Raw genomic sequence first — 14,454 nt, forward strand, 5'->3', positions numbered from 1 at the left:
ATAATCAGGGGGCAAAACTTAATTTTGGCAATTTCCCTGTCATGGTCAATAAGAAACACCCTCTGTATGTGCGTAAATTTCCTCAAGACTGAAAATCCTTTCTTTGCTTGAATTTGTAAAATCAAGCAATTCCGGCAAAGGCAAGCCGCCACTTTTACCGATAGCAGGCCATTTTGGAGGAATTGAAATCCAATTGCCTTGATCATCCTTCATATGTCCCCGATCAGAAATGAAAGAGTGGATAAAATCCCCGGATGTGATGGCTTTGAATCCGGGAAGGTCTTTGCTTTCTTGAGAATGATCAGTCGGAAAAGTAGCTTCCAAATAACTTTTTAACGAGGAAGGAAATTCGAGGGTTGAATCAAAATCATAGATCAATTGAGATTCATGGTTGGATGCCAACAAAACCACATGGTAATCCCACCAAACCACCTCGTCGCCGTTGGGGGATTTTTGAAATCTGAAGGAACAATTTCTGCTGCTGTTGGAGATGATCAACACCTTTTTGGTAAATCCATCAAGTTCAGGATTCTGACATAGGTGCCAGATATTTTCTTCGCAAAAATTTTCGGAGTACTTGAAGGTTTTGATTTTCATTGGCTGCCGCAAAAGTAACACAGACTTTGGCAATTGGCAGCATCTCCAAATTTATAATTTGGAAGAAAGAAATTGAATTGGAAATAGGAACAAAGATAATTCTGTCCAAATCGGGTTACATCAGGTTCTCGGAGAGCACAAGGTCTTCTTTGGTGCGTTCCCTACAGATTTCTATTAATTGAAAAATATCAGAGTCGAGGTAATCCGATTTTTTGATCTGAATGTCATTTTCATTCCTGAAGGAAAAACGCAGACCTCCCGATGAATCTATATGGTCAATCTTGGTCAAACCTGAAATGTTGCGGTGAAACACGATGACACCCCGGAATTTCAATTGATAGCCGTCCAGGACCAAAGTGATTGGATTTAGATTTTTGACCAAAAGAAATAAAAAACACTCATACAAAACGATCAACCAAAAGAGCACCAATGTCCATTTTGGTATTGGAACTCCTACAAAAAACAATAATGTTCCAACCACGGCAAGGGCTATTGTCCACTTTTTGAAACTCTTCTTTTGCCTGCGCAAAAACAATTCCCCTCCTACTCCCCTTGTCACCAATTTGTAATGCTCCCTTCCGTAAAAGGCAAACATCAAAATCAGACAAAAAGAGATAAGCCAATGATGATGACGAAGGTCTAAAACCAGAATCAAAACAATGGAAAGTATCAAAAAAGCTGTAACAATGATTTGTCTTTTTCTCATAAATCTGAAGGCAAATAAACTGTGGATGAAAAAATCTTGGCGTCTAAGAAATTGTCATGTTTCAAATTAACTGATTCTGGACAATAATTAAAATCTTTAGCAGAATGAAAATGCTGAAAAAGCAAAAAGAAGGAACATATTTACCTGTTCCTTCTTGCATTTTATGGATTGTGTTTTTTCTATTCCCACTCAATTGTAGCCGGTGGCTTCGATGATATATCATAAACAACTCTGTTGACGCCTTTGACACGGTTGATGATTTCGTTGGACATTTTACCTAAAAACTCATAAGGCAAATGGATCCAATCCGCGGTCATACCATCGACAGAACCTACAGCTCTTAAGGCTACAACTTTTTCATAAGTCCGCTCATCTCCCATGACACCTACAGATTGGATGGGAAGGAGGATTGCACCTGCCTGCCATACCTGATTGTATAACCCTGAGTCTTTGAGGCCTTGGATAAAGATGTAATCGACTTCCTGAAGGGTTTTTACTTTCTCAGCAGTAATGTCTCCCAAAATCCTGATAGCAAGTCCCGGACCTGGAAAAGGATGTCTTCCGATGATTGCCTCCGGAATCTCCAAAGCCCTTCCAACTTCCCTCACCTCATCTTTGAATAAGGTATTCAAAGGCTCTACCACAGAAAGCTTCATAAAGTCCGGCAAGCCTCCCACATTGTGGTGGGATTTGATAGTGGCAGAAGGTCCTTTGACAGAAACCGATTCGATCACATCAGGATAGATGGTACCTTGTCCAAGCCATTTGACTCCTTCAATTTTGTGGGCTTCGTCATCAAAAACTTCGATAAATGCACGGCCTATTGCTTTTCGCTTTGCTTCAGGATCTGACAATCCCGCCAAGGCATCATAAAAACGTTGCTTGGCATCAACTCCGATCACATTCAAACCAAGAGTTTTGTAAGATTCTAAAACTTCTTCGTATTCATTTTTGCGGAGCAATCCATTGTCCACAAAAACACAATAGAGGTTTTTGCCGATAGCCCTATGGATCAATGTCGCAGCCACTGAAGAATCTACTCCCCCTGAAAGGCCCATGACTACATTGTCGTTTCCGATTTTTTCTTTGAGCTGAGCGACAGTGCTGTCTATAAATGTATCAGAAGTCCAATCTTGTGAACAACCACAGATATGGACCACAAAATTTCTAAGCAGGTTTTTACCTTCCAATGAGTGTGTTACCTCGGGATGGAATTGGATCCCGTAGGTGACTTCGCCCTGGATTTTGAAGGCGGCTACCTTGACGGAGGCAGTACTTGCAATGATATCAAATCCTTCCGGGAGTGTCTTGATGGTATCCCCATGAGACATCCAAACCTGAGAACCATGGGTCATTTCTTTCAACAAATCATGGTGCAGGTCAATGTGGTCGAGGTTTGCACGGCCATATTCCCGGATTTCTGAAGGAAGCACTTCTCCTCCGTATTTGTTTGCCAACAACTGCGCTCCATAGCAAACCCCCAAAAGCGGCAATTTACCCCGGAGGCTGTCAAGGTCCAAATCCGGTGAACCTGCATCTCTTACGGAACATGGGCTTCCCGAAAGGATTACTCCTTTGATATCAGGGGTGATTTCAGGAATCTTATTGAAAGGGTGGATTTCGCAATATACATTGAGTTCCCTCACGCGTCGGGCGATGAGTTGTGTGTATTGGGAACCAAAGTCTAGGATGAGGATTTGTTCTGCCATGCGCAAAGGTACATAGGGCAGCCATAACGGGAAAAGGATTTCAGAAGATTATTTTGGAAAATGGGATTGGAAAATTAGAAAATTGGAAGATTGGGGAGCTAATGGGTATTAAGTTAATTGGTTATTGGGTTATTTGTTAACCTGCTTCCCTGTTATCCTTTTTCTCCAGAAGCTAGATGGATTTTTACCTGTTTTTTAATTTAACCGAGAATGCCTTCGAAGGATTTTCGATCAGCAACAAATCCAAGTCAGATTGGGTAAACCCCTTTTCCTTCAGCATAGGGATCAATTCATCAAACAATGCAGTAAACCCTTTAAAATCCCCGCCATTTACTTCACCAGGGCTATACCATCCGGCATCATGTGACAGAAGGACATGGTCCAAAAGCCCATTTTCCTTACAGAAAGCTATCCTTTCCAAATGACCTGGTATATCCCAAGCTATGCCATCCAAGCTGATCCAAACTCCTTCATTTTTGGCCTCAATGTATTTTTGAAAATCCTTTTCTGCCTGTGCATGCACCCAGACAAAATGTGAAAGGTCGATTTTTTCTTCTTTCAACACCTGAATTTCAGCATTGGCTGTCTCCCATGTTCCAGTATGGGATACGATCAAAAGCCCTGTTTCTTTATGGGTGATGGCTGCCGACCTCACTAATTTCTCATCCATTTCTGAAAGTGAAGGACCACTGTTAACTGATATTTTGATAAAGCCCGGCTTGATTCCGGTATCTTCGATTCCATTTTGAAATTCTGCAATCCACCTTTTTGAAAGTTCTTCAGCGGATTCTGAATAGGCATGGGACGGGAGATATTTACCCTCCACTGCACCGTAGTAGCCAGTATTGGTAATAAACTGAATACCGGTAGCTTCTGTAAGCTTTTGGAGTAAAACAGGATCTTTACCCAAATAAGATGGCGTACATTCAACCAAGGTTTTGACACCTCTTGCTTTTATTTCAGCCAAAAAAGGCAAAACCTTTTGCACCACGGAATCCTTATCCCAACGGTGATATCCTGTAGAATCTGCTCCGATAAAGTCCACTAAAATATGTTCATGGATCAATGTCAGCCCCATCTCCTCAGGGGAAATTTCTCCTGATACGGTAAGAATTTTATCCTCATCAATCTTTTGAGGCGAACAGGCAAATAAAATTATCAAAAAGAAAACGGGGAAGAATGTTCTCATGGGCATGGATTTTTCCCTTAAGGTAAAAAAAGATAGGCTAAGAATCCTCCAAATTGCTGTTTTCTCCTTCAAACAAGGTTTTTAATTCAACTGCGTGGATTTTCTCTACCTCCTCCAGATACCTTCCAAAAACCGCAGTACTGCCATGGGTCAGGTATACCTTTTCAGCTTCGGTGGCTTTGATGGCTGATATCAATCCTTCCCAATCCGCATGGTCTGACAAGACAAATCCGGCATCTGCTGCCCGTCTCCTCCTTGCTCCCCGGATATTCATCCATCCCGAACATATGCCTGTTTGATAAGGCGAAAATTGCTTCATCCATGGAGAACCCATAGCCGATGGCGGGGCAATGATCATGGTTCCTCTAAACCGACTCTTTGGAATTTCTTGATTGACTTTTGGGATCTCAGTTACTTTTACCCCATTTGCGAGAAGGGCTTGATTGGTATTCCAGATTGCCCCATGTGCAAAAACTTCCCCGATAGAAAGGTCAAGATGATTGATAATCCTTTGGGCTTTGCCTAGGGAATAAGCAAAAAGAACCGAGTTTCTACCTAAAGATGCATTTTGCTTCCACCAAGCATTGATCGAGGTGAAAATTTCTTTTTGGCTTTGCCATTTGTATATAGGCATACCAAAAGTACATTCAGACACAAACTCATGGCATTTTATGGGTTCAAAAGGCTGGGAAAGTCCATCGTCTTCCGTCTTATAATCTCCTGAAATAACCACAGTCTTTCCTTTGTATTCCAATCTGACTTGTGCCGATCCGGGAATATGGCCCGCAGGATGCAGAGATAAAATCACCCCATTGATTTCCAAGCTTTCTTCATAGTCCATAGTTTCCAAAGAAATCTCCTGACCGAGACGGAGCTTCATGACTTCGGCAGAATGATGATGAGAAAGATAATGTTTCATTCCCCATCGGGCGTGATCAGAATGTGCGTGGGTGATGACAGCCTTGTCAACAGGTCTCCAAGGATCTATAAAAATATCTGCTTGAGGGCAATACAATCCGGAAGGTGTTAATTCAAGCAGGTTCATCTTTCTGTATTTTTTCTTTACCTTCTTAAAAAATCATTTCCCTTACCTTCGTCCCTTTTTTAAATTTCCTTCAATTCTTTTCCGGGCTTGGGATAGCTTAATCTGGCGATTTTCTTCCCAACATGGTATTCATCCAAACCGCTGACTGTTACTGTTCCCAAGAGATTCAGGTCAAGAGAACCATCTGATCGCAGTCCTATTTCATCGACCCAAATATGTTCGATGGCTCCGATGAGAAGCTCAGTACCGTTGACTTGGAGGGTTTGGGTTTCTTCTAACTTGCACCCTACTTTCACTGGACTTTTGGCAACAAAAGGTGCAAAAAAATCTCCGAGATATTCTTCCTCCAATCCAGTCGCTTCAAATTCAGACCCGGAATACCTTGCGGAAGATTGGTGCGCTTCTCGGTAAAATTCTTCAGTGACGTGGTTGAGGGTGAAATATCCTGTTTCAAGGATATTTTCTAAAGTATGTCTTTCGACAGTATGCGGTCTAAACAATATCCCGACCAAAGGTGGCGTGGCTCCGATATGAAAAACCTGAGAAAACGGAGAAAGGTTAGAAATGCCTTTCAGGTTCTTGGTGCCGATGAGATTTAGGCTTTTATATCCTGAAAGGCAGTTGATAAAATCCCTTCTAAAAGCCGATTCAGCCACAATGATGGAAGCTTTATCGAAATGCTTCATCATATCAAAATCGCTTCTTCGATGGAATTGCAATATTTTATATCCAACAAATGGATGATGTTGTCGGGATTATTTTTCATGATTTGCTCTTTGGCGATCATTACCATTTTTTCAAACCATTTTTCTTCCGGCAGTATTTTTCGATGCTGGTCTAATCCAAGCTCGAGCATTTTGTTTTTCCAGTTGAGAAAATACCATTCCATGCTAGGCTGGTGAAAGGCACGAAGGGATCTTTTGTCGAAAATGAATTTTTTGTATTTCCCTTTTTCAACGATCTCAGTGATATTGGTAAAGGTATTTTTGAAATCATCAATCGGGATATAATCTGTCAATAACTCACAGATAATCATTCCCTTTTCTCGATTGGCATATACCTTGGCATATCTTTCTTCAAACATCAGTTCAAAGTTGTTTAGCTCGATGGTATTGGCAGTAATATTCATGATTGTGTCTGGGGTAGAAATTAGTGAAACGACCTGTTTTTCATGTTTTTACCATTTGTAACTTCTTCTTTGAAGCTACCTAGATTCTCTTCAAGACGTATGGCATAATCCAAAGTTGTCTTAATTAGTTCTTGTTGGGAATGAATCTGCTCTTTCAGCCTTGAAAGCTCCCTATTCATGTCACCTAATTTGGCTTCATACTCTTTCTTAAGCCTTTCCTTTTCCAGTCTGGCCTTTTCCAGTTCTTCCTTGAAAATCAAAAATGATTCTGGTGGAGTCCTCATAACATTTAATACTTTATACTCTGGGAGAATACCCAACTCTAATACAATTATCCTTACCAATTGTTTGAAATCTTTGAAATCACATACTTTTGACTGAGGACATACCTCCATCTAGATGTAATACCTGTCCTGTCATCCAAGACGCATCTTTGGAAAGTAAAAAAACAGCAGCTCCGGCAATATCTTCCGCCTGACCATATCTTCCTAATGGGTGCCTTTTATTTGAAGCTTCTTTCTTGTCTTCATTGCCCAGGAGTGCCGAAGCCAAAGGTGTGTCAGTCAATGATGGCGCAACCACGTTAACCCTGATTTTATTTGGAGCCCATTCTGCTGCGAGTGACTTTGCAAGTCCTTCGACTGCACCTTTGGCACTAGAAATAGAAGAATGAAACCCAAGCCCCACCTGTACAGCGACGGTGCTGAAAAGTACCACAGAAGCTGATTCGGATTTTTTTAGCCCTTTGAGACAAGCTTGCAATACTTTTACTGCTCCCAAAACATTGACTTCATAATCCCTTTGAAAATCTTCAACAGAAAATCTGTGAAATGGCTTCAGATTGATAGTTCCCGGACAATAAACCAAGCCATCAATTACCTCAGGAAGTCCCTCAATGCTTTCAAATCGGGCTGTAACATCGAGTTGCTCTAGACCTTCTCCCGAACGGTGGTACACAAAGATGTTTGCGCCTTCACTTTCAAGTTTTTCTGTGATTGACTTTCCTATACCGGAGTTGCCGCCGATGACCACAATGTTTTTATTATTCATAATTCGCTTTATTATAAAATCGTTTTGTAAATAAAATGTTTGAAAATTTCAGGGTATAAAAAAACCGGAATCAAAGTCCCGGTTTGGTTTGGTCTAGTTTTCAAACTTTTTTACTTCATGCTGATATATTTCATGAACTCATTTCTTGAGTGTTCATCTTTTTCAAATTTTCCGCTGTAAAATGAGGTGACAGTAGCGCTGTTCACGTCCTGTATTCCCCTACTTGACACACACATGTGGTGTGCATCAATGATTACGGCTACGTCATCTGTACCCAGCATTTCTTTAAGTTCATTGCCGATCTGCATGGTCAGTCTTTCCTGTACCTGCGGACGTTTTGCAAAATACTGTACGATCCTGTTGATTTTGGAAAGGCCAATTACAGTTCCGTTGGAAATATAGGCGACGTGTGCTTTGCCGACTATCGGTACAAAATGGTGCTCGCAGTTGGAGTGGAAGGTGATATCTTTCTCCACCAGCATTTCATTGTATTTGTATTTGTTTTCAAAAAGTTTGACTTCAGGTTTGTTTTTTGGATCAAGCCCGCTGAAAATTTCTTTGATATACATTTTGGCCACCCTTTTTGGGGTGCCTTTAAGGCTGTCATCTGTAAGGTCAAGACCCAAAACATGCATTATTTCTCTAAAATGCTTTTCGATCAGCTCCATTTTGAGCTCATCATCCATTTCAAAAGCATCCTCTCTCAGCGGAGTATCGTGGGAAGTCCCGATATGTTCGTCCCCCATTTCATCATAGGATTGAGAAAAATTAATTCCCATCGTATTCAACAAAGTTTCTTTCTGTTTCATATAGTCGAATCGTTAAGTCGTATTTCGTGTCAATTTTTTTTCTTAAAATATTCCAAATAGCCACAGCAATGTTTTCCGCTGTTGGGTTAAGATTTCTGAATTCATCTGTATCTAAGTTTAAATTTTTATGATCAAATTTATTTAGCACATGTGTTTTGATTAAATCACTCAAGATCTTCATGTCATAAACATAACCCGTACCCGGATCGATTGGTCCAAGTAACTTCACAATCAATTCGTAGTTATGACCGTGAAAATTCGGATTATTACACTTCCCAAAAACACGCTCATTTTCTTCCGCTGACCATTCCGGATTATGTAACCTGTGAGCTGCGTTAAAATGCTCTTTTCTATATACTGCTACTTTCATTGTTTACCAAACAGGAGTTAATCAATTTTTGTTTAATATTTTTAATTTTTCTTTAAACAAAATTTTCAATCGATTGATAATCAGTCAGGAATATCTGTAATTTTTATGAATATTTTCCCAAGAGAAATCAGCAATGCTTTCTAACATGTATCTATGGGAAAACAGTTCCAAATTATTAAGTGCATATTTAGTTTAAATAAGAGCCTAAAAATAAAGGAGAAAAATGGAATTATATGGCATTTGATTTGTGTTTATGGCCATAGATAATTTCATTTGCAACTACCAGACTATCAAATAAATATAATGCGGAAACTCACTTTAGTTCTCATTTTATTGCTAGGCAGCTCGATTTCCACTCATTTCTTTGTCAATAGCTCACCCTCTTCCATTCTGAGAGACCTTTCTTTTGAAAATAATATCATAGAGCTTGTCAGTTCCAATTCTGCCAATTTAGAGTTTAAAATACCCGAAATGGAAATTTTGTCATACGGCATCAAAGGTTATTTGAAAATGCAGGAAGATGGAAAAATATCACCGGGTAAGCCACTTACTGTGATTGATTTTTCACTGCCTTCCTCAGAAAAAAGGATGTGGATCATAGATATGAAAGACGGAATGATTCTTCATTATGGCCTTGTTTCCCATGGAAGAAATTCCGGAGACCTGATGGCGCAGAAGTTTTCAAATATAAGTTCTTCTTATATGAGCAGTCTGGGATTTTACCTGACAGGAGAAACTTACCAAGGCAAACACGGATATTCCTTGAGGCTTGACGGCTTGGAAAAGGGCTTCAATGACAAAGCAAGAGAACGTGCGATAGTAATACACGGCGCAGACTATGCCCATGAAAACTTCATCCACCAGACCGGAAGATTAGGAAGAAGTCTTGGATGTCCTGCCCTCCCAAATGAAATTGCCAACGAGGTGATTGATTTGATCAAAGAGCAATCTCTTCTGTTTATTTATGGCAAAGACAAAGAGTATCTCAATAAATCAGCTTTCTTAAATACCTGATTTTTTGATTCTGGTTTCTTTAAGAGCCTGATAAATCTCCCCATCTCTATCATAAATATCGTTTCTAAAATAGAGATTCCCCCTTGAATCTGCCCAATGGGTAAGGTATATTAATGCCACTGGTATCTTTCTATCGAGATTGACTGTTACTTCTTTTGATTGGTGCATTGCGGAAGTAATTTTTTCATCAGTCCATGAGGGTTGGTTGGAAAGCAAAATTTTGGCAAACTCAAAAGGCTTTTGGATCCTGATACAACCATGACTCAGGGCCCGGTCCTCCCTGGCAAACAGCGTTCTTGAAGGAGTATCATGAATGTAGACGCTGTTTTTATTGGGGAACATAAATTTAACCAGTCCTAAAGAATTGTGGTCACCAGGCTCTTGTCTCACAGTATAAGGAAATGACCGGGCACTAACCTTGCCCCAATCAATGGAGGACGGATCCACTCTGCTTCCTGATGAATTCAACAAAACCATGTTGTTTTTGGCAAGATAATTTGGGTCCTTTTTGATCTTAGGGACAATCTCGTTTCGGGTGATTGAAGTAGGTACCGTCCATGTAGGACTGAATACAATGTATGACATCAGGGCACTGAACTGTGGGGTGGAGTGATAGCTCTTTCCTACAATCACTCTAGAAGTGAGGACAGTATCTAATTTTTGGATAAAGTCAAGCTGAAAATTTGCAGTGTTGACCAGTATCAATTCTATATCTTTTATTGTATCAGGAAACCATCTTAATCTCTCCAGGTTAACAGATGCTGTGGCAATCATATCTAAGGGTTTTTGGTTAAATGCATGGATTGTCCCTTGACCGATCACGCCATCAGGTTCCATCCCGAATCTTCTTTGGATTGTTTTGATCCCTTCTATCATCAGGCTGTCATACATCTTATCATCAACAGGTTGATAAGGTTTTAAAAATCCCCAAAAATAAAGTCTCTCCCTGATTTCAGGCATTTGGTTATGAGTATCACCCGGTTTGATAGATTTATCAATTTTGAGGTTCTTCCAGATTGCGACAGGCTCTTTTTCAAAGCGTTTTTGCTCCTCAAAAAGCTGCCTTAAACCGTCGCGCATTTTTTTGTAAATAGAAAATGCAGGATAATATCCTTCAATGCTTGCTCTGAGGCTGCCTGACTGGATAGCCGCCGAGAGCTTTCGGTCAATCATCAATTCCGGTACATTCCGCTGAATGCTCCAAGTTGTCTTTAGGCTTTCAGGATCAACTTTTCCCAAAAAAAGATGCGAGGAAAGCATGATGTAGGCATCAGTGAGAAGCACATCTACCGCAGCGAGGTCAATGGTATTCATTTTTTCTCCCGCCTTTTTTGCGGACTCAAAACGGTCGAAATAAGCATTGATGGCCTGAAAATGATAATCGTCCGGATTCAGTCCGTCAAATTTGGCCTGACCGATTTCATAGCGCATTTCATAGGCGATTTCGGGTAACTTATGGTCTTTGACCCATGCAGGTTCAAAATTCCTTTCCCCATAAAACCTGTGGATCACCACCGTACTGAAAAGTTCATTTTCCCCGATTTTTGGCTTTTCCTCGGGGCTGTTGCTTTCCAAAAATCTTCTTATAAATGAATCAATCCCATTTTCTGATGGGGCTTGCTGGGCAAATAGGGCTCTCTGAATCATAAACAGGAGCAAAATCAAACAAATCCTTTTCATGAATTATTGTTGTTAAGAAAAATTGAAGTCTATTGTACTGAAAAATCCCGATACTTTTGACCGAGTTCCCAAGTCTCTTTGAGCATAATAAGAAATTCCTTCATTTTATTCAAAGGGATGAGGTTTGGACCATCGCTGAGTGCTTTTGCGGGATCAGGATGGGTTTCTATAAAAAACCCATCAACACCCGCAGCAGCAGCTGCCCTTGCCAAAAAAGGAGCGAACTCTCTCTGCCCACCACTTGAACCTCCCATTCCTCCCGGCTGCTGTACGCTATGGGTAATGTCAAAAACCACAGGAGCGAATTGTCTCATGATTGGCAATGCCCGCATGTCGACCACGAGGTCATGGTAGCCTAGGGTAAATCCACGTTCTGTAAGGCAGACATTCTGATTACCTGTAGACCTTACCTTGTTGACTGCAAATTCCATGTCCTCCGGAGCCATAAACTGGCCTCTTTTGATTTTTATGGCTTTTCCTGTCTGCCCTGCTGCCAGCAATAAATCTGTCTGCCTACAAAGAAAAGCCGGAATCTGAAGCACATCTACCACCTTGGCTACCTCTGCAGCTTGATGGCTTTCGTGAATATCCGTCACCAAAGGAACATCCAAAGCTTTTCCTATCCTTTGCAGGACTTCAAGGGATTTATCCATCCCAATACTTCTGAATGATGTAGTTGATGTCCTGTTTGCCTTATCAAACGAAGCTTTGAACACATAAGAAAACCCAAGCTGGTCGGCATATTCCTTAACAAAACTCCCAATCTCCATGCAGATATCAAAACTTTCGACGGCACATGGCCCGGCAAATAACACCGGTTTTCCTGAACCTAATACAATTTCTTTGGAGATCCTCATGGTTTGGGTTGATTCCTCTTTGCTACAGGTGGAGGTATTTCTCTATGATTCCAGACAAAAGTCCTTTTGATTGTAAAATTAAATCTGCCACCTCCCTGAATGCACCATGACCACCATTGAGTGAGGATATAAAATCCACATGCGCACTGATATATGGAAGAGCATCTGCGGGACATGCTGAAAACCCGACTTTTTGAATTAGTGGCAAATCAATGAGGTCGTCTCCGATAAAGGCGACTTCGTTGATCTCGATTTCCAATACTTCAAGGATCTCGACTAATTTTTGGGCTTTGTCACGCACCCCATGGTAGTGAAAATCAAAGTTAAGCTCATCACACCTGTTTTCAACTACTTTGGAATTCCTACCGGTGATCGCCCCTACCAAAATCCCATTTCTACGGAGTTGTGATACGATAAAGCCATCTTTGACATTGAATCGCTTGTATTCTAAGCCATTGTCATCAAAGATGATCCCACCATCTGTCAATACTCCATCAACATCGGTGATAAGCAGTTTGATTTTGGTTGCCTTGAGATTGACTTCCTCCGTTGCGCCTGAAAGGTATTTTTGCATTTTACTTCTTTTTCTTCCATTGAATGGAATATAGGTCAAGTCTTCTTTGATCAAGGTTTCGCACACTGCCTGCTTTCCTTTGCTTTGTCAACAGGTCCAAATCAACGTCTGCGACAATGGTCGTCTCTGCATTCTCAGAAGCCTGGGCCACAGTGGCATCATGCGGGAAAGAGAAGTCAGAAGGAGAATAGATGGCAGCCTGTGAATATTGAATGTCCATGTTTTCAACCCTTGGAAGGTTACCGACAGAACCTGTTATAGCCACATAGCATTCGTTTTCGACAGCCCTGGCTTTGGCACATGTATTGACACGCAGGTAGGCATTTTTAGTGTCTGTCCAGAATGGAACAAAGAGAATATCCATTTCCTGTTCGGCCAATATTCTGCCTAATTCAGGAAATTCCACATCATAACATATCAAAATCCCTATTTTACCTGCATCAGTGTCAAAAACCTTGATTCCGTTTCCTCCCTGAAGCCCCCAATAGGCCTGCTCATCGGGAGTGATGTGGAGCTTGTATTGCTTGTCGGTAGTCCCATCTCTCCTACAGAGGTAACTTACATTTCTTAGTTTTTTCCCGTCATATTCCGGCATGCTGCCTGCAATGATATTTACATTGTAAGAAAGCGCAAGGTCACGCATTCTGCTGATGATTTCGTCAGTATAATCTGCCACATTCCTGATGGCTTCAGAGGCATCCATGTCATTGAACTCTGCCAGGAGAGGTGCATTAAAAAACTCTGGGAAAAGACAGAAATCTGATTTGTATCCCGAAATGGTATCCACAAAAAACTCCACCTGCTGCATCAGGTCGTCGACATTGTTGAAGCGTCGCATTTTCCATTGGACCAACCCCAATCGGACAATTGATTTTTTGTTTCCGATTAGCTTTTCATCCTTTTCATAATAGATGTTGATCCATTCCAAAAGTGTGGCGTAAGCCCTCGAATCGGTATCTTCAGGAAGGTATTTGGTGATCACTTTTCTTACGTGAAATTCATTAGCCAACTGGAAGGAAAGAACCGGATCAAAGATTTCCTTACTTTTTACCAAATCTATATATTTCCTCGGAGTCATCTGATCGGCATATTTAGAATAACCCGGGATCCTTCCTCCTGCAATGATTGACCTTAAATTCAGGTTTTCACAAAGCTCTTTTCTCGCATCATACAACCTTCTTCCCAATCGCATTCCCCTATATTCCTGATGGACAAAAACATCGGTTCCATAAAGGGTATCACCATCATTGTCATGGGTGTCAAATTTTCCAAACCCAGTGATCTGATCGTATGTATGGTTATCTCCAAACTTGGTGTAATCGACTACAAGACTCAAGGCTGCAGCTACAACTTTGCCATTATCCTCTATACAAATCTGCCCTTCGGGAAATGCCCTGATCTGGTTTTTCAATTCCTGCCTTGACCAAGCGCCACCTTGGTCTTTGTAGATGGTAACCATTATTTCACGGATATCATCATAATCGGACAACTTGATGTTTCTGAGTTTTAGTCGGTGCTCTAATTCTTCTTTTTGCTTACTCATGCCACAAAATTAACCAAAAATCCCTCATTTATTTTAAAATCCTTACCATCGGTTTCGAATCCTAGCGAACCAATTTTCAAAAATCAAACTGGTTTCAAAATCATTTTCTAAGTGTTGAAAATAAAATTAGTGTCCTTAACCATCAATTGCCAAGAATTCCCTGCATGATAATTACCTAACAG

The 14,454-nt window shown here is 40.8% G+C and carries 16 protein-coding genes; 1 reads left to right on the forward strand and 15 read right to left on the reverse strand.

The genetic code is table 11. The features are described from left to right. Window positions 1-45 precede the first annotated feature (45 nt). From NK987_RS17225 to NK987_RS17275, 11 genes are all read right to left on the reverse strand, one after another. Entirely contained in the window at window positions 46-597 is a 552-nt protein-coding gene (locus NK987_RS17225) for a protein N-terminal glutamine amidohydrolase (protein WP_259264868.1), read from the reverse strand. 115 nt (window positions 598-712) lie between these two features. Then, entirely contained in the window at window positions 713-1,303 is a 591-nt protein-coding gene (locus tag NK987_RS17230; protein ID WP_259264869.1) for a hypothetical protein, read from the reverse strand. 179 nt (window positions 1,304-1,482) lie between these two features. Further along, window positions 1,483-3,012: a glutamine-hydrolyzing GMP synthase gene (gene guaA / locus NK987_RS17235; RefSeq protein ID WP_259264870.1), complete on the reverse strand. Its 1,530-nt coding sequence runs from the start codon at window positions 3,010-3,012 to the stop codon at window positions 1,483-1,485. A 184-nt stretch (window positions 3,013-3,196) separates the two neighbouring features. Then, on the reverse strand, window positions 3,197-4,201 hold the full coding sequence (locus NK987_RS17240; protein WP_259264871.1) for a phosphotriesterase family protein: 1,005 nt from the start codon (window positions 4,199-4,201) through the stop codon (window positions 3,197-3,199). A 37-nt stretch (window positions 4,202-4,238) separates the two neighbouring features. Continuing rightward, a complete protein-coding gene (locus tag NK987_RS17245; protein ID WP_259264872.1) occupies window positions 4,239-5,246 on the reverse strand; it encodes a ligase-associated DNA damage response exonuclease in 1,008 nt (335 codons plus the stop codon). Between the two features lie 59 nt (window positions 5,247-5,305). Beyond that, complete coding sequence (locus NK987_RS17250) at window positions 5,306-5,935, reverse strand: flavin reductase family protein (RefSeq protein WP_259264873.1); 630 nt, start codon at window positions 5,933-5,935, stop codon at window positions 5,306-5,308. Further along, on the reverse strand, window positions 5,932-6,375 hold the full coding sequence (locus NK987_RS17255; RefSeq protein WP_259264874.1) for a hypothetical protein: 444 nt from the start codon (window positions 6,373-6,375) through the stop codon (window positions 5,932-5,934). Before NK987_RS17255 ends, NK987_RS17250 begins: the two co-directional genes overlap by 4 nt. 20 nt (window positions 6,376-6,395) lie before the next feature. Next, the gene (locus NK987_RS17260) at window positions 6,396-6,659 is read right to left on the reverse strand and encodes a hypothetical protein (protein WP_241127148.1); all 264 of its coding nucleotides are present in this window, start codon (window positions 6,657-6,659) and stop codon (window positions 6,396-6,398) included. Between the two features lie 79 nt (window positions 6,660-6,738). Next, entirely contained in the window at window positions 6,739-7,425 is a 687-nt protein-coding gene (locus tag NK987_RS17265; RefSeq protein ID WP_258423943.1) for an SDR family NAD(P)-dependent oxidoreductase, read from the reverse strand. Window positions 7,426-7,535: 110 nt separating this feature from the next. Then, window positions 7,536-8,234 (reverse strand): GTP cyclohydrolase I FolE, encoded by a 699-nt coding sequence (gene folE / locus NK987_RS17270; protein WP_258423944.1) that lies wholly within the window; start codon window positions 8,232-8,234, stop codon window positions 7,536-7,538. After that, a complete protein-coding gene (locus NK987_RS17275; protein ID WP_258423945.1) occupies window positions 8,194-8,604 on the reverse strand; it encodes a 6-pyruvoyl trahydropterin synthase family protein in 411 nt (136 codons plus the stop codon). Before NK987_RS17275 ends, folE begins: the two co-directional genes overlap by 41 nt. Before the next feature lie 303 nt (window positions 8,605-8,907). On the opposite strand from NK987_RS17275, the gene NK987_RS17280 reads away from it, so the two are divergent. Then, window positions 8,908-9,618, forward strand: a complete 711-nt coding sequence (locus NK987_RS17280; RefSeq protein ID WP_259264875.1) for a murein L,D-transpeptidase catalytic domain family protein — start codon at window positions 8,908-8,910, stop codon at window positions 9,616-9,618. On the opposite strand, the gene NK987_RS17285 is transcribed toward NK987_RS17280, so the two are convergent. The 4 genes from NK987_RS17285 to NK987_RS17300 are packed head-to-tail and all read right to left on the reverse strand — an operon-like array spanning window position 9,607 to window position 14,272. After that, entirely contained in the window at window positions 9,607-11,298 is a 1,692-nt protein-coding gene (locus tag NK987_RS17285; protein ID WP_259264876.1) for a L,D-transpeptidase family protein, read from the reverse strand. The two genes, NK987_RS17280 and NK987_RS17285, sit on opposite strands and share 12 nt — an antisense overlap. 29 nt (window positions 11,299-11,327) lie before the next feature. Next, complete coding sequence (gene kdsA, locus NK987_RS17290; protein WP_259264877.1) at window positions 11,328-12,155, reverse strand: 3-deoxy-8-phosphooctulonate synthase; 828 nt, start codon at window positions 12,153-12,155, stop codon at window positions 11,328-11,330. 22 nt (window positions 12,156-12,177) lie between these two features. Continuing rightward, window positions 12,178-12,729 carry a KdsC family phosphatase gene (locus tag NK987_RS17295; protein ID WP_259264878.1) on the reverse strand — a complete coding sequence of 184 codons (552 nt, stop codon included), beginning with the start codon at window positions 12,727-12,729 and terminating at the stop codon, window positions 12,178-12,180. A 1-nt stretch (window position 12,730) separates the two neighbouring features. Continuing rightward, on the reverse strand, window positions 12,731-14,272 hold the full coding sequence (locus NK987_RS17300) for a bifunctional GNAT family N-acetyltransferase/carbon-nitrogen hydrolase family protein (protein WP_113925775.1): 1,542 nt from the start codon (window positions 14,270-14,272) through the stop codon (window positions 12,731-12,733). Between the last annotated feature and the right edge of the window lie 182 nt (window positions 14,273-14,454).

This window comes from Aquiflexum gelatinilyticum (genome assembly GCF_024813435.1).
Classification (GTDB): domain Bacteria; phylum Bacteroidota; class Bacteroidia; order Cytophagales; family Cyclobacteriaceae; genus Cognataquiflexum; species Cognataquiflexum gelatinilyticum.

Coding starts and splice junctions, on each gene's coding strand:
- NK987_RS17225 (WP_259264868.1), bottom strand. CDS start 597: ATGAAAATCAAAACCTTCAAGTACTCCGAAAATTTTTGCGAAGAAAAT.
- NK987_RS17230 (WP_259264869.1), bottom strand. CDS start 1,303: ATGAGAAAAAGACAAATCATTGTTACAGCTTTTTTGATACTTTCCATT.
- guaA (WP_259264870.1), bottom strand. CDS start 3,012: ATGGCAGAACAAATCCTCATCCTAGACTTTGGTTCCCAATACACACAA.
- NK987_RS17240 (WP_259264871.1), bottom strand. CDS start 4,201: ATGAGAACATTCTTCCCCGTTTTCTTTTTGATAATTTTATTTGCCTGT.
- NK987_RS17245 (WP_259264872.1), bottom strand. CDS start 5,246: ATGAACCTGCTTGAATTAACACCTTCCGGATTGTATTGCCCTCAAGCA.
- NK987_RS17250 (WP_259264873.1), bottom strand. CDS start 5,935: ATGATGAAGCATTTCGATAAAGCTTCCATCATTGTGGCTGAATCGGCT.
- NK987_RS17255 (WP_259264874.1), bottom strand. CDS start 6,375: ATGAATATTACTGCCAATACCATCGAGCTAAACAACTTTGAACTGATG.
- NK987_RS17260 (WP_241127148.1), bottom strand. CDS start 6,659: ATGAGGACTCCACCAGAATCATTTTTGATTTTCAAGGAAGAACTGGAA.
- NK987_RS17265 (WP_258423943.1), bottom strand. CDS start 7,425: ATGAATAATAAAAACATTGTGGTCATCGGCGGCAACTCCGGTATAGGA.
- folE (WP_258423944.1), bottom strand. CDS start 8,234: ATGAAACAGAAAGAAACTTTGTTGAATACGATGGGAATTAATTTTTCT.
- NK987_RS17275 (WP_258423945.1), bottom strand. CDS start 8,604: ATGAAAGTAGCAGTATATAGAAAAGAGCATTTTAACGCAGCTCACAGG.
- NK987_RS17280 (WP_259264875.1), top strand. CDS start 8,908: ATGCGGAAACTCACTTTAGTTCTCATTTTATTGCTAGGCAGCTCGATT.
- NK987_RS17285 (WP_259264876.1), bottom strand. CDS start 11,298: ATGAAAAGGATTTGTTTGATTTTGCTCCTGTTTATGATTCAGAGAGCC.
- kdsA (WP_259264877.1), bottom strand. CDS start 12,155: ATGAGGATCTCCAAAGAAATTGTATTAGGTTCAGGAAAACCGGTGTTA.
- NK987_RS17295 (WP_259264878.1), bottom strand. CDS start 12,729: ATGCAAAAATACCTTTCAGGCGCAACGGAGGAAGTCAATCTCAAGGCA.
- NK987_RS17300 (WP_113925775.1), bottom strand. CDS start 14,272: ATGAGTAAGCAAAAAGAAGAATTAGAGCACCGACTAAAACTCAGAAAC.